At 68.7% G+C, this 19,707-nt stretch carries 15 protein-coding genes; 6 read left to right on the top strand and 9 right to left on the bottom strand.

Annotated features, from left to right (window positions below):
- Positions 1-28: 28 nt before the first annotated feature.
- The gene (locus tag PQB87_RS13150) at positions 29-1,519 is read left to right on the top strand and encodes a DEAD/DEAH box helicase (protein WP_021161267.1); all 1,491 of its coding nucleotides are present in this window, start codon (positions 29-31) and stop codon (positions 1,517-1,519) included.
- 336 nt (positions 1,520-1,855) lie between these two features.
- On the opposite strand, the gene gluQRS is transcribed toward PQB87_RS13150, so the two are convergent.
- A complete protein-coding gene (gluQRS, locus tag PQB87_RS13145; protein ID WP_233345341.1) occupies positions 1,856-2,749 on the bottom strand; it encodes a tRNA glutamyl-Q(34) synthetase GluQRS in 894 nt (297 codons plus the stop codon).
- Positions 2,750-2,771: 22 nt separating this feature from the next.
- The gene (locus PQB87_RS13140) at positions 2,772-3,626 is read right to left on the bottom strand and encodes a sulfurtransferase (RefSeq protein WP_111942606.1); all 855 of its coding nucleotides are present in this window, start codon (positions 3,624-3,626) and stop codon (positions 2,772-2,774) included.
- A 216-nt stretch (positions 3,627-3,842) separates the two neighbouring features.
- Here PQB87_RS13140 and dnaE point away from each other — a divergent pair, with 216 nt between their 5' ends.
- The 3 genes from dnaE to PQB87_RS13125 all read left to right on the top strand — a co-directional run bounded on the left by dnaE (position 3,843) and on the right by PQB87_RS13125 (position 10,163).
- Positions 3,843-7,376: a DNA polymerase III subunit alpha gene (dnaE, locus tag PQB87_RS13135; protein WP_489242062.1), complete on the top strand. Its 3,534-nt coding sequence runs from the start codon at positions 3,843-3,845 to the stop codon at positions 7,374-7,376.
- Positions 7,377-7,681: 305 nt separating this feature from the next.
- Entirely contained in the window at positions 7,682-8,770 is a 1,089-nt protein-coding gene (locus PQB87_RS13130; RefSeq protein WP_489242845.1) for a glycosyltransferase family 9 protein, read from the top strand.
- A gap of 214 nt (positions 8,771-8,984) precedes the next feature.
- Positions 8,985-10,163, top strand: coding sequence for a glycosyltransferase family 9 protein (locus tag PQB87_RS13125; protein WP_226145204.1), 1,179 nt, complete (start codon positions 8,985-8,987; stop codon positions 10,161-10,163).
- Positions 10,164-10,317: 154 nt separating this feature from the next.
- Here PQB87_RS13125 and PQB87_RS13120 read toward each other — a convergent pair whose 3' ends face one another.
- The 3 genes from PQB87_RS13120 to PQB87_RS13110 all read right to left on the bottom strand — a co-directional run bounded on the left by PQB87_RS13120 (position 10,318) and on the right by PQB87_RS13110 (position 13,453).
- A complete protein-coding gene (locus PQB87_RS13120) occupies positions 10,318-11,598 on the bottom strand; it encodes an O-antigen ligase family protein (protein ID WP_175831467.1) in 1,281 nt (426 codons plus the stop codon).
- A gap of 135 nt (positions 11,599-11,733) precedes the next feature.
- Positions 11,734-12,576 (bottom strand): glycosyltransferase family 2 protein, encoded by an 843-nt coding sequence (locus tag PQB87_RS13115; RefSeq protein WP_027786823.1) that lies wholly within the window; start codon positions 12,574-12,576, stop codon positions 11,734-11,736.
- 124 nt (positions 12,577-12,700) lie between these two features.
- Positions 12,701-13,453, bottom strand: coding sequence for a glycosyltransferase family 2 protein (locus PQB87_RS13110; protein WP_489242058.1), 753 nt, complete (start codon positions 13,451-13,453; stop codon positions 12,701-12,703).
- A gap of 241 nt (positions 13,454-13,694) precedes the next feature.
- On the opposite strand from PQB87_RS13110, the gene msbA reads away from it, so the two are divergent.
- Positions 13,695-15,446, top strand: coding sequence for a lipid A export permease/ATP-binding protein MsbA (msbA, locus tag PQB87_RS13105; RefSeq protein ID WP_034195746.1), 1,752 nt, complete (start codon positions 13,695-13,697; stop codon positions 15,444-15,446).
- A 94-nt stretch (positions 15,447-15,540) separates the two neighbouring features.
- The gene (locus PQB87_RS13100) at positions 15,541-15,921 is read left to right on the top strand and encodes an RcnB family protein (RefSeq protein ID WP_059688858.1); all 381 of its coding nucleotides are present in this window, start codon (positions 15,541-15,543) and stop codon (positions 15,919-15,921) included.
- Positions 15,922-15,977: 56 nt separating this feature from the next.
- Here PQB87_RS13100 and PQB87_RS13095 read toward each other — a convergent pair whose 3' ends face one another.
- From PQB87_RS13095 to PQB87_RS13080, 4 genes are all read right to left on the bottom strand, one after another.
- Positions 15,978-16,544, bottom strand: a complete 567-nt coding sequence (locus tag PQB87_RS13095; RefSeq protein ID WP_021161088.1) for an FUSC family protein — start codon at positions 16,542-16,544, stop codon at positions 15,978-15,980.
- Positions 16,545-16,585: 41 nt separating this feature from the next.
- Positions 16,586-17,854, bottom strand: coding sequence for an MFS transporter (locus PQB87_RS13090; RefSeq protein ID WP_489242056.1), 1,269 nt, complete (start codon positions 17,852-17,854; stop codon positions 16,586-16,588).
- Entirely contained in the window at positions 17,851-18,813 is a 963-nt protein-coding gene (locus tag PQB87_RS13085) for a PRC-barrel domain-containing protein (protein WP_489242054.1), read from the bottom strand. The genes PQB87_RS13090 and PQB87_RS13085 overlap by 4 nt, the downstream gene beginning before the upstream one ends.
- A gap of 297 nt (positions 18,814-19,110) precedes the next feature.
- Positions 19,111-19,446, bottom strand: a complete 336-nt coding sequence (locus PQB87_RS13080) for a YggL 50S ribosome-binding family protein (RefSeq protein ID WP_027786829.1) — start codon at positions 19,444-19,446, stop codon at positions 19,111-19,113.
- Positions 19,447-19,707 lie beyond the last annotated feature (261 nt).

The following is a 19,707-nucleotide window of genomic DNA, read 5'->3' as shown; positions in this document are numbered from 1 at the left end:
CGCCGCGCCTTTTGAGCGAAACGCCACCATGTCCGATTCTGTCGCCAAGCCCGTCGACGCAACCTTCGATCAATTCGGCCTTGCCGCCGATATCCTGAAAGCCATTGCGGAGCAGGGTTATACGACGCCGACGCCGATCCAGGCGCAGGCCATTCCGGTCGTGCTCGCCGGCCGCGACGTCATGGGCGCCGCGCAAACGGGCACCGGCAAGACCGCGAGTTTCTCGCTGCCGATCATCCAGCGGCTGCTGCCGCAGGCCAACACGAGCGCGTCACCGGCGCGCCACCCGGTGCGCGCGCTGATCCTCACGCCGACCCGCGAACTCGCCGACCAGGTCGCCGCGAACGTGCACGCGTATGCGAAGCACACGCCGCTGCGCAGCGCGGTCGTGTTCGGCGGCGTCGACATGAACCCGCAGATGGCCGAACTGCGCCGCGGCGTCGAGATCCTGATCGCGACGCCGGGCCGCCTGCTCGACCACGTGCAGCAAAAGACGGCGAACCTCGGCCAGGTGCAGATCCTCGTGCTCGACGAAGCCGACCGGATGCTCGACATGGGCTTCCTGCCCGATCTGCAGCGCATCCTGAACCTGCTGCCGAAGGAACGTCAGACGCTGCTGTTCTCGGCCACCTTCTCGCCGGAAATCAAGAAGCTCGCGTCGACCTACCTGCGCAACCCGCAGACGATCGAAGTCGCGCGCAGCAACTCGACGAACGCGAACGTCACGCAGATCGTCTACGACGTCGCCGAAGGCGACAAGCAGGCGGCCGTCGTGCAGTTGTTGCGCGATCGCGGGCTCAAGCAGGTGATCGTGTTCTGCAACAGCAAGATCGGCGCAAGCCGGCTGGCGCGCAATCTCGAGCGCGACGGCGTGGTCGCGTCGGCGATCCACGGCGACAAGACGCAGATCGAGCGGATGCAGGCGCTCGACGCGTTCAAGCGCGGCGAGATCGAGGCGCTGGTCGCGACCGACGTGGCCGCGCGCGGCCTCGACATCGCCGAACTTCCCGCCGTGATCAACTTCGACCTGCCGTTCAGCGCGGAAGACTACGTGCACCGGATCGGCCGTACCGGCCGCGCGGGTGCGACGGGCGACGCGCTGTCGCTGTGCAGCCCGAACGAGCGCAAGCAGCTTGCCGATATCGAGAAGCTGATCAAGCGTCCGCTCGAAATGCAGACGCTCACGCTCGACAAGCCGGCGCGCCATCGTCACGACGAGCGCGGCAACGACCGCGGTGGCGATCGCAACAGCGAGCGCGGCGGCGAACGGGGCGGCCGTCGCGAACGCGACGAACATCGCGGTGCGTCGGGACGCCGCCCGGGCGGCTCCGAGCGTGGTCATCACCGTCGCCACGAAGCGCCGGTCGACGATTTCTTCCTGAAGCCGTACGAGCCGTCGGCGCCCGCGAAGCAGCGGGACGACGCGCAGCCTGCGCAGCAGCCCGAGAAGAAGGGGCCGAAGCGTCAGGTCGCCGCGCTGCTCGGCGGGTTCGGGATGCCGCGCAAGCCGTCGGCGTAAGCCTGGCGGACACGACGGTGCGGCGCGCGAGCGCTGCGGGAAAAGCGGGTGCATGCGATGAGCATGTGCCCGTTTTTCATTGGGGGCGCGGTTCGATGGTGGAGCGGAAGAGGGCGCTTGGCGCTGGCGGCGAGCGATGCAAGCGGCACCCGGTGGCCGCGCGATCGGCGCGAAACCGGCGCGAAACCGGCGCGAAACCGGCGCGAAACCGGCACGAAACCGGCGCGAAACCGGCACGAAACCGGCGCGAAACCGGCGCGAAACCGGCGCGAAACCGGCGCGAAATCAGCGCGAAATCAGCGCGAACCCAGCGCGAACCCAGCGCGAAACCGCGTGTTAGCCCGCCTGCGGCCCGAAGCGCGTCGCCCACGCGGCCGTTGCGGCTGCGTAGAACGCATCGAGAGTCGCGGCTGCGAGCGCGCCGGTCGGCGCGAGGCCCAGATGCGCGGCCGCAGCCTGCAGTGCCGGCAGCGGATCGTCGCGTTCGAGCGCGGTCGCGCCCGTCTGCTTGCTGAGCTTTTCGCCGTTCGCGTCGACCACGACGGGCACGTGCAGGTATCGCGGGGTCGGCACGCCGAGGCACTGCTGCAGGTAGATCTGGCGCGCGGTCGAGTCGAGCAGGTCGGCGCCCCGCACGACGTGCGTGATGCCTGCATCGGCATCGTCGACGACGACCGCGAGCTGATACGCCCATTGCCCGTCCGCGCGTTTCAGCACGAAATCGCCGACTTCGGTCGCGAGGTTCTGCGTTTGCGTGTGCTGCCAGCGATCGTCGAACGTGACGATCGCGGCGGTGCCGTCCGGCACGCGCAGCCGCCATGCGCGTGCGGGCTTGCCGTGCAGGCCGGTGCGGCAGGTGCCCGGATAGGCGAGCGTCGTGTGGCGCTCGTGCGCGGCGCGCAGCGAGTCGGCGATTTCCTTGCGCGTGCAGCCGCACGGATAGACGAGCCCGGACGAGACGAGCCGTTCGAGCGCGGCCGTATAGGCCGCGTCCCGCGTACTTTGCCAGAGGGGCGGCTCGTCGGGCGTCATGCCGAAATGCGCGAGCGTCGCGAGGATATCGTCGGCCGCGCCGGGTACCGTGCGCGGGCCGTCGAGATCCTCGATGCGCACGAGCCACGCGCCGCCGTGCGCGCGCGCGTCGAGCCAGCTCGCGAGCGCGCCGACCAGCGAACCGAAGTGCAGCGGGCCGGTGGGCGACGGCGCGAAGCGGCCGCGATAGGCGCTCATCGGGGCGCGGGGCGGCGCGCGGTCAGGCTGCGCTGGATGCCGGTGCGCAGGCCGGGCACGACTGGCCGGGCACGTAGCTCGGCGACTGTTGTGCTTCCGGCGTGACGACCGCGCGGCACGCGAAGCACGTGACGTTCTCGGTAGGCTGGAGTTGCGGGTTCAGCGCGGTGCGGTAGTCGAACACGAAGCAGTCGCCGTGATAGTGCGCGCCGCCGACTTCCTCGAAGTATTTCAGGATCCCGCCTTCGAGCTGGTACACGTTCTCGATGCCGATTTCCTTCATGTGGATCGCGGCCTTCTCGCAGCGGATGCCGCCCGTGCAGAACGACACGACCGTCTTGCCTTCGAGGTCGGCGCGGTTCGCGTCGATCACTTCAGGGAATTCGCTGAACTTGTCGATCCGGTAGTCGAGTGCGTCGTCGAACGTGCCGACGTCGACTTCGAATGCATTGCGCGTATCGAGCATCACGACCGGGCGGCCCGTGTCGTCGTGGCCGCGGTCGAGCCACGTCTTCAGCGTGCGTGCGTCGACGAACGGCGCGCGGCCGAGTTCCGGCTTGATCGCGGGCTTCTTCATCGTGATGATCTCGCGCTTCAGGCGCACGAGCATCCGGCGGAACGGCTGCGAATCGGACAGGCTTTCCTTGAACTGCAGCGACGCGAACTTGCCCTCGAACAGCGGATCGTGGCGGATGTACGCGATGAACGCGTCGGTGGCGTCACGCGTGCCGGCGATGAACAGGTTGATGCCTTCCGGCGCGAGCAGGATCGTGCCGCGCAGGCCGAGTTCGTTGCAGCGGGCGGTGACGAGCGGGCGCCATTGCTCGGTCGCGTCGAGCGACACGAAGTGGTAGGCGGCGAGGTTGACGATGGTCATGATGGTCCGACGGGAAAACGGCCGCACGGCGGCCCGCAAAAAAGGGTGCGAAGCCGGGGCGTTGATTCGAAAAACCGTATTATCCCGCAAACGGCGCACGCATCGGCATCCGGCCGTTCGGCCAGTCGCGCGACGCGTCGCCGCGCGCATCGGCCGAACGGCCGGCGCGGGGATTTTTTGGGCAGCCTGCGCGGCGGGGCGGCTACAATAGCGCCCATGTCAGATCCCCGCTTCGTCCATCTTCGCGTTCACTCCGAATTCTCGATTGCCGACGGCATCGTGCGCATTGACGACATCGTCAAGGCGGCGGCCGCGGACGGTCAGGGCGCGCTCGCGCTCACCGATCTCGGCAACGCATTCGGCCTCGTCCGTTTCTACCAGGAAGCCCGCGGCAAGGGCATCAAGCCGATCGCCGGCTGCGACGTCTGGATCGCCAATCCCGACGACCGCGACAAGCCGTCGCGGCTGCTGCTGCTCGTCAAGGACAAGGTCGGCTACCTGAATCTCTGCGAGCTGCTGTCGAAGGCGTGGCTCACGAACCAGTACCGCGGCCGTGCGGAACTCGACGCGAGCTGGCTCGACGGCGAGCTCGCGCAGGGGCTCCTCGCGCTGTCCGGCGCGCAACAGGGCGATATCGGGCTCGCGTTTGCCGCGGGCAACGAAGAAGCCGCGCGCCGTCACGCCGAGCGCTGGGCGAAGGTGTTTCCGGGCGGCTTCTACATCGAGCTGCAGCGTTACGGCCAGCCGGGCGCCGAGGCGTACATCCAGCAGGCCGCGACGCTCGCAGCGGCGCTGAAGCTGCCGGTCGTCGCGACGCACCCGACGCAGTTCATGACCGACGACGATTTCACCGCGCACGAAGCGCGCGTGTGTATCTCGGAAGGCGACATCCTCGCGAATCCGCGGCGCCAGAAGCGTTTCACGACCGACCAGTATTTCCGCACGCAGGACGACATGGCCGCGCTGTTCGCCGACCTGCCGTCGGCGATCGCGAACACGGTCGAGATCGCGAAGCGCTGCAACCTGAAGCTCGAGCTCGGCAAGCCGAAGCTGCCGCTGTTCCCGACGCCGGACGGCATGTCGCTCGACGACTACCTCGTCCAGCTGTCGAAGGAAGGGCTCGAGACGCGTCTCGCGCAGCTGTATCCGGCCGAAGCCGAACGCGACGCGCAGCGCGACACGTACTACAAGCGCCTCGAATTCGAGTGCGGGACCATCACGAAGATGGGCTTTCCCGGCTACTTCCTGATCGTCGCGGACTTCATCAACTGGGCGAAGAACAACGGCGTGCCGGTCGGGCCGGGCCGCGGCTCGGGCGCCGGTTCGCTGGTCGCGTACGCGCTCGGCATTACCGATCTCGACCCGCTGCGCTACAACCTGCTGTTCGAGCGTTTCCTGAACCCGGAACGCGTGTCGATGCCCGACTTCGACATCGACTTCTGCCAGCACGGCCGCGATCGCGTGATCCAGTACGTGAAGGAAAAATACGGCGCGGATGCCGTGTCGCAGATCGCCACCTTCGGCACCATGGCCGCGAAGGCGGCCGTGCGCGACATCGGCCGCGTGCTCGACCTCGGCTACATGTTCACCGACGGCATCGCGAAGCTGATCCCGTTCAAGCCGGGCAAGCACGTGACGATTGCCGACGCGATGAAGGAGGAGCCGCAGCTTCAGGAGCGCTACGACCACGAGGACGAAGTGCACCAGCTGCTCGACCTCGCGCAGCGCGTCGAGGGCCTCACGCGTAACGTCGGGATGCACGCGGGCGGCGTGCTGATCGCGCCCGGCAAGCTGACCGATTTCTGCCCGCTGTACACGCAGGGCGACGACGGCGGCGTGGTCAGCCAGTACGACAAGGACGACGTCGAAGCCGTCGGCCTCGTGAAGTTCGACTTTCTGGGTCTCACGACGCTGACGATCCTCGACTGGGCCGAGCGCTACATCCGCCGACTCGATCCGTCGAAGGCCGACTGGTCGCTCGCGCAGGTGCCGCTCGACGATCCCGCCTCGTTCCAGATCCTGAAGAAGGCCAACACGGTCGCCGTGTTCCAGCTGGAAAGCCGCGGGATGCAGGGCATGCTGAAGGATGCGCAGCCCGACCGTTTCGAGGACATCATCGCGCTCGTGTCGTTGTACCGTCCGGGCCCGATGGACCTGATCCCGAGCTTCTGCGCACGGAAGCACGGCCGCGAGAAGGTCGACTATCCGGATCCGCGCGTCGAACCCGTCCTGAAAGAGACCTACGGCATCATGGTCTATCAGGAGCAGGTGATGCAGATGGCGCAGATCATCGGCGGCTACTCGCTCGGCGGCGCGGACTTGCTGCGTCGCGCGATGGGCAAGAAGAAGCCCGAGGAGATGGCCAAGCATCGCGAGATCTTCGCCGAGGGTGCGGCGAAGAACGGCCTAACGCGCGAGAAGTCCGACGAGATCTTCGACTTGATGGAGAAGTTCGCGGGCTACGGCTTCAACAAGTCGCACGCGGCTGCCTACGCACTGCTCGCGTATCACACCGCGTGGCTGAAGGCGCACCATCCGGCCGAATTCATGGCGGCCAACATGACGCTCGCGATGGACGACACCGACAAGGTGAAGATCCTGTTCGACGATTGCATCGTGAACAACCTCGCCGTGCTGCCGCCCGACATCAACCAGTCGCATTACCGCTTCGAGCCGGTCGCGGAAGCCAACGGCAAGCGCTCGCGCACGATCCGCTACGGCCTCGGCGCCGTGAAGGGCAGCGGCCAGAACGCGATCGAGGAAATCCTGCGCGCCCGCGAGGAAAAGGCATTCACCGACCTGTTCGACTTCTGCGAGCGGATCGACCGGCGCGTCGTCAACCGCCGCACGGTCGAGGCGCTGATCCGCGCCGGCGCATTCGATTCGCTGAATACGAACCGTGCCCAGCTGATCGCGTCGGTGCCGCTGGCGATGGAAGCGGCCGACCAGGCCGAGGCGAACGCGATGCAGGCCGGCCTGTTCGACATGGGCGCCGAATCGCCGCACGCTCATGCGCTCGTCGACGAGCCCGCGTGGGACGACAAGCGCCGCCTGCAGGAAGAAAAGGGCGCGCTCGGCTTCTACCTGTCCGGCCACCTGTTCGACGCGTATCGCGACGAGGTGCGCCGCTTCGTGCGGCAGAAGGTCGGCGACCTGAAGGAAGGGCGCGACAAGCTCGTGGCCGGCATCATCGCTTCGCTGCGCACGCAGATGACCCAGCGCGGCAAGATGCTGATCGCGCTGCTTGACGACGGCTCGGGCCAGTGCGAGATCACGATCTTCAACGAGCAGTTCGAGGCGAACAAGGCGCTGTTCAAGGAAGACGAACTGCTGATCGTGCAGGGGCAGGCGCGCAACGATGCGTTCACGGGCGGCATCCGCTTCACGGCCGACACGGTGATGGATCTCGAACGCGCGCGCAGCCGTTATGCGCAGGCCGTGCGGCTGACGATGAACGGCAACGCCGACGCGGCCGCGCTGCGCCGTGTGCTCGAGCCGCACGTGTCGAAGGACGATCCCGCGGCCACGGCTGCGGTCGAGGCGCCTGCGCCGCGCGGCGGCGGGCGCGACGGCGGCCGTCGCCCGCAGGCGCCGCTGCCGAACGGGCTCGCGGTGCAGGTTCACTACAGCAACGCGCGGGCGCAAGGCGAAATGCGCCTCGGCGACGCATGGCGCGTGAAGCCGAGCGACGTGCTGCTCGCGGAGCTGCGTGCGGCGTTCGACGGCAGCGTCGTCGAAATCACGTACTGACCGCGCTTCAGCCGACGGCTGTCGCGCCACGCGGCCCGCCGCATCGCCGTCGTGCGGTGCGGCGGGCTGTTTTGCATGTTCACGCAAGCGGGTCTTGGGCTGGCCATCCGGACGCTATACAATCCGGCGCTGGCCGCACGAACGCGGCGCCGATCGCCGCTCGTCCGGCAGGTGGCGCCGGTATCGCGCGCATGAACGGGGGCGGATCCGTGCGGCGAGCGGCGATATGCGACAAGGCCGTCCCGGAGCCGGATGCCGGGAAATGGCCCGTCGCACAACAATGAACTGACAGTCTCCACATGACCATGGCCAATGGGAACCCGCCGCAGCGGATCCTCGTGATCCGGATCGATTTTTTGGGCGACATGCTGTGCACGACGGCGTTTCTCGGTGCGCTGAAGGAGCGCTGGCCCGGCGCGGAACTGCATGTGGTCGCGAACCGCTACAACGCGGCCGCGCTGGCCGGAAACCCGGGCGTGGACATGATCCACACCTACGTGTACAGCCGCCAATGCGAACGCAACGACCGTCCCGGGCGGATGCGTGCATTCTTCGACCGGTTGCGGCTCGTGCGTCGCCTGCGCCGCTTGCGGTTTGACCTCGTGGTCGTGCCGAACGGCGGCATGCATCGCAGCAGCATGCAGTTCGCGCGCCAGATCGGCGCGAAGGATTGCCGCTGGCACGATGCCGAGACCGAATTCGACGATCGCAAGCCCGAGCATGTCGCGCAGCGGCCGATGTGCCACGAGGCACTGTCGGGTTTCCGGCTCGTGCCCGAGCTCGGCCGCGCCGATCTCGACCGTCTCGAGTTGTCGGTCCATCCCGACCGCGCGCTGCAGGACGCGTGGCATCGGCTGCTCGGCGCGCGCACGAAGCCGCGGGTCGGGCTGTTCGTGACGAACAAGGCGGCCGAGCGCCGCTGGCCCGCGGAACGCTGGCACGACCTCGCCGAGCGGCTTGCACCGAGCGTCGACGTGATCGTGTTTCGCGACCCGGCCGTGGGTCACGCGCCCGAGGACGACTCGTGGCGCGACGTGAACGCCCGCCATGTCGCGCCTTCGTCGGTCGCCGAGCTGGTGGCGGCCGCGAGCCTGCTCGATGCGGTCGTCTCGGCCGACAGCGCCCCCGTGCACCTCGCGTCGGCGCTCGGCGTGCCCGTCGCCGCGCTGTTCGAGGATCGTCCCGAGAAATACCTGCGCTGGCACCCGCTCGGTGTGCCGCACGTGATCCTGCGCGCCGGCGCGACCGTCGACGCGATCGGTGTCGACGCGGTCGAGCGCGCGGTGCGTCATCTGCTGCCGCAGGCCACCTATCGCGACGAACCGCTGGCCGACGCAGCCCGCCCGCGGCCGGCTGCCGATGTCGCGACGCCGGTGATCTTGGCAGCCTCATAACCCCACGGGCGCCACGGGCGTCACAAGCCCCGCGCGTGCGGCACCGACACCGACACCGGCACCGGCACCGGCGCGCGGTGCGCCTGCCGGGCATCCCCTCCATGAGCAGGACCGTATCAGGGCAGCCGCACGGCCGATTCGCCAGGCCGCGCCGGCTGCTGCAAAATCCTGTACATTGCCAGCCTTGTTCAGCCAGCCGGATACCCGAATCGCCGTGGCCCTGTTTTCTTCCGCCCGCCCGCCCAGAACCATCCTCGTGGCCGCGCCGCGCCGTATCGGCGACGTGCTGCTGACGACGCCGCTCGTCCGTTCGCTGAAGGCCCGCTGGCCGGATGCGCAGATCGACATGCTGGTGTTTCGCGGCACCGAAGGCGTGCTCGAGCACAATCCGGACGTGCGGCACGTGATCGTCGTCGCGCAGCGCGCGGGCTTCCGCGAGCGGTTGCGCGACGCGTTGTCGATGTGGCGCCGCTACGATCTTGCGTGCGCGGCGCTGAGCTCCGACCGGCCGCGCTTCTACAGCTGGTTCGCGGGCCGCAAGCGGGTGGGCCTCGTCGATCCGAACCGCGTGACGTGGCTCACGCGGATGATGCTGAACGGGATCGCGATCAATCATCACGAATCCGCGCATACGGTCGTCAGCACGCTGGCACTCGCGCCGGTGATCGGCATCGAGCCGGTGTCCGAGGTCGTCGCACCCGGCATCGGCGACGATCCGGCACGGCGTGCGCGTTTCGACGCGTGGCTCGCCGAGTCGCCCGCGATCCGCGCCGGCAAGCCGCTGGTTGTCCTGCATCCGTATCCGATGTTCCGTTACAAGCAGTGGCGGCTCGACGGCTGGGTCGAGATGATCGGCTGGCTGCGCGAGCACGGCTACGCGGTCGCGCTGTCGGGCGGCCCGGCCGACAGCGAGCGCGAGTATGCGGAGCAGGTCGCGGCGGAGGCGGGCGGCGACGTGCTGAACCTGGTCGGACGCCTGACGTTCGGCGAAAGTGCCGAACTCGTCCGGCGCGCGCGGCTTTTCATCGGGCCCGATACCGGCGCGACGCACGTCGCGGCCGCGACCGGCACCGACACGATCGCGCTGTTCGGTCCGTCAGACCCGGTGCGCTGGGGGCCGTGGCCGCAGCACTGGCCGGCGACCGAGAATCCGTGGCCGCTGCGCGGCTCGGGGCGGCACGGGAACGTGTGGCTGCTGCAGGGGGAGGGCGATTGCGTGCCGTGCCGGCACGAGGGCTGCGAGCGCAAGGTCGACAGCCGCAGCGACTGCCTCGCCAATCTCGGTGCGCAGCGCGTGAAGGCCGCAGCGGCTGAGATGCTCGGACTGAATCCGCCGGGCCCGACCGCGGTCACCGTCGATACGTCACGGCTGCATCGCGCCGGCTCCGACTGACGCGCCGGCGGCGCGCGCCGTTCTTTTTGTCGTTCTGGATGGCCTGCTTCGCGACGGGCCGCGCTGAACGCGTACAGCCCGGTCGCTTCGACGGCGGGTGCCGCTGCCGCCGAAGCCGGTCGGCAGCACGGCGCAGGCCGCCGCGCGTTAAGCGTTACGCGCTGCGCCGGATCGCCGACGTCTCGCGCGGCAGCGCCTCGCCGCGCTCGCCGCAGCCGAGCAGGATACCGGCCAGCAGCACGATCAGGTGCCCTTCGGCGAAATCGAGCAGCAACGAATTCGCGAGACTGCCGATCGCGAAGATCGCGAGCCAGGCGAGCAGCAGATGCCGCGAGCGCGGGTCGAGCGCGCGGCTGCCGCGTGCGATCTGCACGATCAGGTTGATGAACAGCAGCAGGCCGAGCGTCCCGAGCTGCACGGACATCAGCAGGTATTCGTTGTGCGGGTTCGACGTCAGCTGGCCTTCGGCGGCGGTCTTGCCGGCCGTGAGTTTCTCGAATTCGAATTCGAGGCCGCCCGCGCCATAGCCGATCAGCGGGCGCTGGCGATACAGTTCGAAGCCCTTCTTGTACCACTCGAGGCGCAGCCCGGTCGACGTCGCCGCATCGCTCTGCCGATACTGCTGCACTTCCGACACGACCTTGATGAGCCGGCCGTTGTGAACCGTGCAAGCCGCGACCACCAGCGCGATGCCGGCCAGGACGAACACCCCGGCGACGAGCCCCGCGCGCAGCGCCGACCGGCGGCGCAGCAACAGCACGAAACGCACCGCGACGACGAGGATCAGCAGCAGCGCGATGACTTGCCCGGTGCGCCCCTGCAGCATCACGAAGACGTTCACCAGCGACCACGCGGCGATGGCGGCGCAAGCGACGCGCGACAGCGTCGTGCGCGCCGACAGCGCGAGATCGGCGGCCTGGTAGAACAGCAGCGCGCCGAACATGCCGGCGGCGATGTGGTTCTTGAACACCCATGCGCGCGACAGCGGCAACTGGGTCGCATGCGCGGGCCCGATCGCGGTCAGCCCGAGATAGTTGGTCGTCGACAGCAGCAGGATGACGCACAGCGTGCCGAACCAGCAGCGCTGCACGATCGGCGCCCAGTTCGAATGACGGAACGCGAGCACGGCAAAAGGCAGCAGCAGCAGCTTGTCGTATTTGGCGACCCAGTTCCACGCCTTGGCGTGCGGCGCAACCGTATAAGTGACGCTGATGGCCAGCGCGGCGAGGATCAGCAGCGCCGCGAGCGAAGCCTGGTCGGTGACGAACGAGCGCAGGTCACGCCAGAATTCGGGGGAGATGACGAGCGCGGCGGCGAACAGCCCGCAGAAGACGTTGGTCAGCGCGGTCGAGACCGGCACCATGCAGAGCGCGGCAACGGCGAAGGCGCGGGCGGCGGTCAGGCGCCGCGTGGCGGGAGCGGAAAACGAAAGCATCGGAACCTGTCGAATGGACGAATGCGGCTTGCGGGCATCGTGCTGCGCGCCGCGCCCCCCGGCGGGAGAGCCGGGACGAACGGCGCAGAGTATACGCGAAGCAGGGGGCGTTTCCGTGCTGTTTTCGGGGCCCGATCAGCTGAACGCGCGCTTGATCCGCGAGCGCAGCAGCGCGCGCTTCAGGCGTCCTTCGATGGCCGGCGTGTCGAGCGCGACGCGCGTGCCGGCCGGTTCGCCGCGATGCAGGTAGTAGCGGTCGAACGTCGCCTGGGTCATGCCCCATTTGTTGAGGAACTGGCGGCGGCCGTCGTTCTTGACGATCTTGCCCGTGCTTTTCTGCTGGAAGTGGTAGACGAGGCTGTCGCCGGCACCGATGAAGATCCGGCAGCCGGCATCCCAGAATTTCATCGAGAAATCGTTGTCGCTGCTCATGCCGGGCGACAGTTCGCTGCTGTAGCCGCCGATCCGGTTCCACCAGTCGCGGTGCACGAGCGTCGGCGGCCAGGTCGAGCCGAGCCAGTCCGCGCGCGCGAGCTTCGGGGCCGCCGCGACGAGGCCTGCCGCATCGAAATGCTCGGCGTCGCGGCCGAAATTGCTGACCACGACGCACGGGTTGCGCGTGTCGACCGGCTCGATCATCGTGCCCGACAGCATGAACAGGTCGGTCGGCATCTGTTCGATGCGGCGCACGAGCGCCGTGTCCCAGCCGGGGCAGCAGAACATGTCGTCGTTCATGTAGACGACGTAGTCGCGGGTCGCGCGTGCGGCGGCCCAGTTCACCGCGTGGCAGATGCCGATGTTGGTCGGCGACGCGGTGTGTTCGATGCCTTCGCTGCGCACCCAGTCGAGCGTGCCGTCGGAGCCGTCGTTCACGTGGACGATGATCTGGTGGTCGTACGCGGAGTGGCGGCGCAGGCTGTCGACGACGAGCTTGAGGTACGGCAGGTTGTTCCAGGTCGGAATGATGATGGAGAACATGGCGGTCGGATTCGGTGGTCGTCGTGGCGGGCGGCGCGCGGCGCCGCCTGTCGGGCGAGCGGGCACGCGCGGCGCGGGCAGCCCGGCATTGTAACGCCGCGCCGGTCGCGTGCCGGGCGGGCGCTCAGCGTGCCCGTTCGTGGCCGAGCTTCAGGAACCGGTAATACACGGTTTCCGCGTTGAACACGGCGATCATGAAGCCGGCGCGGCCGTCGAGGAAGCCGCGCCGCAGCACGTAGGTGCGCACGAACGCCCAGGCGCCGCGCGCGAGCGCCTTGCCGAAGCCGCCGCGCTGGCCGGCCGCGCGGCGCTGGCGCGCGCCGGCCGTCGAATACGCGTCGAGCTTGCGCACGACGGTTTCGAAATCCTCGTACGAGTAGTGCATCAGCTTGCCGGACAGGCGCTGCGCCGCGCCATCGAACACGAGGCGCTCGTGCACGAGATCGTCCGAGAAGCGCGCGCAGCCGCGCCGGAACAGGCGCGGCACCCAGTCCGGATACCAGCCGCTGTGATGGATCCACTGGCCGCAGAAGCTCGACAGCCGGTCGACCGCATAGACCTGCGCGTTCGGTGCGCGGATCGCGTCGCGGATCGACTGCGCGAGTTCAGGCGTGACGACTTCGTCGGTATCGAGGGACAGGATCCAGTCGGTGTCGAGCGCGTCGAGCGCGCGGTTCTTCTGCGGGCCGAAGCCCGGCCAGTCGCGCTCGACGATCACGCGCGCGCCGTGCGCCTGCGCGATCGCGACGGTATCGTCGGTGCTGCCGCCGTCGATGACGACGACGTCGTCGGCGAACGACAGCGCGGCAAGGCACTGCGCAAGCCGCGCGGACGCATTGAGGGCGATGAGGGCGACGCCGAGGGAGGGTTCAGCCATGAAATCGTCGGAAAGGCGGAGAAAACGGTGAGCGGCAGTATACCCGCGGGCCGGCCGCCGGCCGCCGGCCGCGTCGGCCCCGCGTCGGCCATGACCGTGCCCGCCGGGGCGGTGCGGCTATAATGTTGAGCCCTTTTCGGCACCCGCCCGACAGGGCGACATCCCGGGCGGCCATGCCCGGGCGCCGCTTCGCGGCTCAAGAAGGATTGCCTTGGAAACCCAGAACACTCTTCGCAAACCGATGGACGGCACGGGCACCTCGCCCGTGACGGTCCTCAAGCGCCTGTGGCCGTACATCCGGCCGCTGATCGGCATCGTGGTGCTCGCCGTGATGACGATGGGCGTCGTCGCGGCCACCGAGGCCGGCATCCCGGCGCTGCTCAAGCCGCTCCTCGACCACGGCTTCGGCGCGCACGGCAGCGACCGTGCGAAATGGTACGTGCCGATCGCGGTGATCGGCCTCGCGCTCGTGCGCGGCGTGTCCCAGTACACGTCGAATTACCTGCTCAACTACGTATCGAACCGCATCCTGCTGCAACTGCGGCTCGAGATGTTCCAGCGGATGATCCATACCGGTGCGTCGTTCTTCCAGCGCGAAACCGCGAGCACGGTGATCAACGCGATCGTGTTCGAGGTCAACCAGATCCTGTCGGTGCTGACGGGCGTAATGGTCACGCTGGTGCGCGATTCGCTGACGGTGATCTTCCTGCTCGGCTACCTGTTCTACCTGAACTGGCGGCTCACGCTGATCGTCGCGGTGATCCTGCCGGGCATCGGCTGGCTCGTCAGCAAGATCAACCGCCGCCTGCGCCGCCTGAACCGCGAGCACCAGACGCTGACCAACGAGCTGTCGTACATCGTCGAGGAGACGGTCGGCGGCTACAAGGTCGTCAAGGTGCACAACGGCGAAGCGTACGAGATCGACCGCTTCACGCAGATGAGCAAGCGCCTGCGCGGCTACGCGATGCGCATGACGGTTTCCGGCGGCCTCGCTCAGCCGCTCACGCAGTTCCTCGCGTCGATCGCGCTCGCGGTCGTGATCACGATCGCGGTCGTGCAGTCGTCGAACGACCAGACGACGGTCGGCGGCTTCGTCGCGTTCGTCACGTCGATGCTGCTGGTGATCTCGCCGCTCAAGCACCTGATCGACGTCAACCAGCCGCTGCAGCGCGGGATGACGGCCGCCGAGCTGATCTTCGGGCTGATCGACGAGCCGGCCGAGCCGCAGGGCGGCGGCCGGCTGTTGCCGCATGCGCGCGGCGAGATCGAGTTCCGCAACGTGTCGTTCGACTACGGCGCGACCGAGCGGCCGACGCTCGACCGCATCTCGTTCAAGGTCGCGCCGGGTGAAATGATTGCGCTCGCGGGCCCGTCCGGCAGCGGCAAGACGACGCTCGTGAACCTGCTGCCGCGCTTCTTCGACCCGACCGACGGCGCGATCCTGGTCGACGGCGTGCCGGTGGCCGACTACGACCTCCACGCGCTGCGCGGCCAGATGGCGATGGTCAGCCAGGACGTCGTGCTGTTCAACGACACGATCGCCGCGAACGTCGCGTACGGGCAGACGCCCGACCGCGCGCGCGTGCAGGCCGCGCTCGAGGCCGCGAACCTCGCCGATGCGGTCGCCGCGATGCCCGACGGGCTCGACACGCTCGTCGGCGGCAACGGGATGCGGCTGTCCGGCGGCCAGCGCCAGCGGCTCGCGATCGCGCGTGCGATCTACAAGGACGCGCCGATCCTGATTCTCGACGAAGCGACCTCGGCGCTCGACTCGGAATCGGAGCGCCACGTGCAGGCCGCGCTCGAGCGACTGATGGAAGGCCGCACGACGCTCGTGATCGCGCACCGGCTGTCGACGATCGAGCGCGCGGACCGCATCCTCGTGCTCGAGGCCGGCAAGATCGTCGAAGAGGGCAGCCACGACGAATTGCTGCGCCACGGCGGCCTTTACGCGCACCTGCACCGGATCCAGTACCAGCAGCAGGCGGCGTAACGCGCGGTTACGTAGCCGCGCGATACCGTGTGCTAGTCTTCATCGGGCAGTTCGAGTGGTTTCGTTCGACGTGACGACACGGAGGGAACGCACGATGAAGAAGATGCACGGGATGATGCTGGCCGCGGTGATCGCGGCGGGTTTCGCCGCACCGGCCGCGATGGCGCAGGACCACGACAACCACCACGACCAGGGCGGCCACGGCATGCAGCGCGGCCACGGCCCGAAACACATGCCGCCCGGCCAGATGCGTCATGAGGACGACGTGCCGCCGCGCTGGGCCGACCAGCCGCGCCGCGAGTGGCACAAGGGCGACCGGCTTCCCCCCGAGTTCCGCGATCGCCAGTACGTGATCGACGACTGGCGCGGCTATCACCTGAGCCCGCCGCCGCGCGGCTATCAATGGGTCGGCGTCGGCGGGGATCACCTGCTGGTGCAGATCGGTTCCGGCATCGTGCTGCGGATCGGCGGCTGACCTTGCCGATCGTCCGGCGCGTATCGCGATGCCGCGATGCGCGCCGGGCAGCCGCGTCACTTTGCCGCTGCGTGGCGGAACCAGCGGCGCTCGATTCTCGACATCACCCAGCACACGCCCAGCGCACACACGGTGCCGAGCGTCACTTCACCGAGCCGCATCAGCGGAACATCCCACAGCGGGCCGTTGCCCGGAAACAGCAGCACGATCGTCGCGGTTACGCCGCCGAGCCGTGCCGCGCTGCCGACGTTCAGGCACCAGCAGCAGACGATCACGACCGCGACGGTAATCGCATACGCGACGAGGCGGTCGCCGCCGAGTGCCGCGCCGGCGAAGCCGAGCACGCCGCCGACCATCGCGCCGACGAACTGGTCGCGCGACAGCGACATCGTGTCCGAGTAGTTGTGCTGCGTGACGGCGATCGCGGTGATCGCCGCCCACACGGCCTGCTCGGTGTGCATCGCGCGGCCGATCACGTAGGCGAGGCACGCGCTGCACACGGCCTGCAGCGCCATCAGTCCGCCTTGCGCGAGCCGTTCGCTGAATGACAGCCCCTTGAACAGATCGAAGATCGACTGCTGGATCTGCTGGCGGGCTTCGTTGAGTGTCCTGATCGTATCCATCATGCGTTGGCCTGGAAGCGGGTAGCGGCGGCGCGCGGGCGTCAGTGCGCCTGTTCGGGCGATGCGGCGGCCGGTTCGTCGGCCGCGGCGTCGCCGTTCTCGACGCGCGTTTCGGGCATCACGAGCCAGACCAGCAGCACGGCCAGCGCACCGGCGCCCGCGAGCCCGAAGAAGCTGACGGCATTCCCGAAATGATCGGCGACGTAGCCGGCAGCCGCGGTGCTGAGCGTCGCGCCGATCCCGGCCGCGAGCCCGAACAGCCCGATGCACAGGTTGTAGCGGCCCTTGCCGCCCGCGACGTCGGCCGCGATCAGCGGCAGCATCACGCCGAACACGGCGGCGCTGATGCCGTCGAGCATCTGCACCGGCACCAGCAGGTACGGGCTGCTCACGCCCGCGAACAACAGCGCGCGCACCGGCAGCGCGGAGAAGCCGAGCAGCAGGATCGGCCGGCGCCCCCAGCGCTGCGCGGAGCGGCCGACCCACGGCGACAGCATCGCGACGATCGCCTGCGGCACGATGATGCACGCGGCGATCACGAGCTGCACGTTTTCGCCCATCCCGGCCGTGACCTCACCGGCCGCGAGATTCAGCATCGCCGCGTTCGACAGGTGGAACAGCACGACGCACGCCGCGAAGATCAGCATCCGGCGGTCGCGCAGCAGTTCGAGCAGTGTCTCGCGTTCGCCGGCTTCGTCGTGGTCGCCGTGGTCGTCGGGCTTCGACGATTGCGGGATCACTTCGTGTGTCGGCTGGATCATCGCGAGTGCGAACAGCGCGGGCAGCGCCAGCACGGCGGTCAGCCAGAACACCGCACGCGCGGAGAAGTATTCGCCGGTGAGCCCCATCAGGCCCGCCGCGACCGCGCTGCCGATCGATGCCCAGCGCGCGTTGCGGCCGAGCCGGTCGCCGAGGTCGGCGCGGCCGACGAGCGAGAACGAGATCGCGGCCATCGCCGGCACGAGCATGCAGCTCGCGAAACCGTGGAACACCTCGGCGGCGATCACCGGCACGATCGTCGGGCTCGACGCGAGCAGCACCGCGGACAGGATGATGGCCACGATCGCCCACGCGGCCGCGCCTTTCTTGTTCTTCAGCGCATCGACGGCCGCGCCGCCCGGCACCTGGCTGACCATCGCGCTGATCGTGCCGATCGACAGCACCATGCCGATCTCGCCCTGCGTCCACTTGTGCGACGCGAGGTAGGACGCGATGAACGGACCGAACCCTGTTTGAACGTTTGCAACGAAGAAGTTGAGCCAGTCGAGGGACCGGAGACTGCGAACGCTGACGGAATGCTTGATCGTCATCGGGTCGCACTCGCAGACGAAGCCGGTGCCGGGGCAACGGGCGGGTAGACCGCGACGATCGGCTTGTCGGCCGCGTAGGGCGGCGACGCCTTGATCTGTGCGTCGTTCAGGTCGAGCTGCGGACGCAGCGCCTTGTCGCGCGTGACGAAGCGCAGCGCGCCCCAGCTCGCGGCGATCGAACGGCGGTCGGTATTGACGAGCCCGCCGAGGTCGAGCACGACAGCCTGCGGCTGCGACGCGCGGTCGATCAGCACGTCGACGACGCGGCCGATCTTCGTGCCGTTCGGGCGCTCGACGTCACTGTCGAGCAATGGCAGGCGCGTCGCGGGCGAGGCCGCGGCCGAACCCGACAGCGGCACGGCCTTGGGCCGTGCGGCCGGCGGCAGGTCGCCCGACGGCACGTCGAGCACGATCGGCTCCTGTTTGCCGCCCGGCGTGAAGCGGAACACGTTCCACGGGAAGATGACCTTGCGGTCGCCGACGCCCATGAAGCCCTGCAGGTTGACGACCATCTCGCGCGGCTTGCCGCTCGCGTCGGTCACCATGTCGACCGCGCGGCCGATCACCTTGCCGTTGCGGCGCGCGACTTCGCTGTCGAGCAGCGCATGGATCTGCGTGCGGTCGAGCGGGCGCGTCGCGACGATCGGCGCGGGCGGAGGCGGCGGCGGTGTCGGCGATTCGGGGCGCTGCACGGGCTTCGGCCGCGTGACTTCGCGGTGCGGCTTTTTCGGCGCTTCCGGCCCTTCCGGCTGCGTCGGCGCCGGCACGGGCGGCATCGTCAGCGGTTCGCCGGCGGTTTCCTGGACGGGCTCGACGAGCGCCTCGCTGATCGGCGCGGGCGGATTCTGGACCGGCAGCAGCCCGCAGCCGGACAGCAGCGCGGCGGCGGCGAGAATCAGGAAGACCGTCGACGACGGCAACGACTTGCGGGATGCGGGAAACGGAAGTCCGCCGCTCATTGACACTCACTCCATGGGTCGGGGGCGGCCCGAGGGCACGCGGCTGGCGATGGATGGCGGGTGCGGGCGGCGCACCACGCGAGGGGAGATTTTAACGTGTCTTCCTTTCAGGGCCGATTTCGACGGCTTGCTGCAGGCGGACTGTCGGGAAAAGGTAGGGATCGGCGGCGGTCGCGTCGCCGCGGGGCGACGGGGAAGCGACCGGGCGAGGGGCCGTGCGCATGGGTGCCGGCCCGGCCTGCCGCCGTCATGGCGGGCAGGCGCGGGCGCGGCATGAAAGCAGGGGGAAACCGGGCGTCAGGCTTCCGGGTACCACGCGTCGGAGAATTCGCTGACCTGCACGTCGGTCAGTTCCGGACGGGCGGCGAGCCAACCGCGCACGAGTTCGCGATCGGCGTCGGTCGTCGTGCCGCGCGGTGCGCCGGAGATCACGTACGCGCCGATGCCTTCGTCCGCCGACGCGACGGTCAGCAGACCGTTCGCTTCGACGAAGTCGATGAACGCGTCGATCAGCTGGCCGCGTTCGAGGTCGGTCAGTTCGTTGCGGTAGTGCGCGGTTGCGTTGAACGCGAGTTCCTGGAATTCGCCGATGTGAAGTTTCTTGCGCTGGCGGCGGTTGTGGCCTTGGCTCATGGTGTGTGGTGAGTGAATGAGAGGGGAATGGATCGTGCGGCCGGAGGCGGCAGCGAAAGGATGACGCATGGCGCCGTCTCGATCGCGTGTCATCGCGGGGCGATCGTGAAACCATTCGTGAACATTGACGCGATGGGCGTTTCGTGATGCGGCTTGGCCCGGCGGCTCATCGCGCGCATGACCGAATGATACAGGGACGGCGGGCTGCCTCGGCTTTGCTATGGTCGGCGGCTACTCGAACGACAACGCGGGTCGCATGTC

This window comes from Burkholderia sp. KL41 (assembly GCF_057005415.2).
Note: the sequence above shows the minus strand (reverse complement) of the source record. Positions and strands in the feature narration are given on the sequence as shown.

Excerpts from the sequence above, each read along its gene's own strand:
- PQB87_RS13150 (WP_021161267.1), top strand. The coding sequence starts at position 29 with ATGTCCGATTCTGTCGCCAAGCCCGTCGACGCAACCTTCGATCAATTC.
- PQB87_RS13130 (WP_489242845.1), top strand. The coding sequence starts at position 7,682 with ATGGCCAATGGGAACCCGCCGCAGCGGATCCTCGTGATCCGGATCGAT.
- PQB87_RS13090 (WP_489242056.1), bottom strand. The coding sequence starts at position 17,854 with ATGACGATCAAGCATTCCGTCAGCGTTCGCAGTCTCCGGTCCCTCGAC.
- PQB87_RS13120 (WP_175831467.1), bottom strand. The coding sequence starts at position 11,598 with ATGCTTTCGTTTTCCGCTCCCGCCACGCGGCGCCTGACCGCCGCCCGC.
- dnaE (WP_489242062.1), top strand. The coding sequence starts at position 3,843 with ATGTCAGATCCCCGCTTCGTCCATCTTCGCGTTCACTCCGAATTCTCG.
- PQB87_RS13095 (WP_021161088.1), bottom strand. The coding sequence starts at position 16,544 with ATGGATACGATCAGGACACTCAACGAAGCCCGCCAGCAGATCCAGCAG.
- msbA (WP_034195746.1), top strand. The coding sequence starts at position 13,695 with ATGGACGGCACGGGCACCTCGCCCGTGACGGTCCTCAAGCGCCTGTGG.
- PQB87_RS13100 (WP_059688858.1), top strand. The coding sequence starts at position 15,541 with ATGAAGAAGATGCACGGGATGATGCTGGCCGCGGTGATCGCGGCGGGT.
- gluQRS (WP_233345341.1), bottom strand. The coding sequence starts at position 2,749 with ATGAGCGCCTATCGCGGCCGCTTCGCGCCGTCGCCCACCGGCCCGCTG.
- PQB87_RS13115 (WP_027786823.1), bottom strand. The coding sequence starts at position 12,576 with ATGTTCTCCATCATCATTCCGACCTGGAACAACCTGCCGTACCTCAAG.
- PQB87_RS13110 (WP_489242058.1), bottom strand. The coding sequence starts at position 13,453 with ATGGCTGAACCCTCCCTCGGCGTCGCCCTCATCGCCCTCAATGCGTCC.
- PQB87_RS13140 (WP_111942606.1), bottom strand. The coding sequence starts at position 3,626 with ATGACCATCGTCAACCTCGCCGCCTACCACTTCGTGTCGCTCGACGCG.
- PQB87_RS13085 (WP_489242054.1), bottom strand. The coding sequence starts at position 18,813 with ATGAGCGGCGGACTTCCGTTTCCCGCATCCCGCAAGTCGTTGCCGTCG.
- PQB87_RS13080 (WP_027786829.1), bottom strand. The coding sequence starts at position 19,446 with ATGAGCCAAGGCCACAACCGCCGCCAGCGCAAGAAACTTCACATCGGC.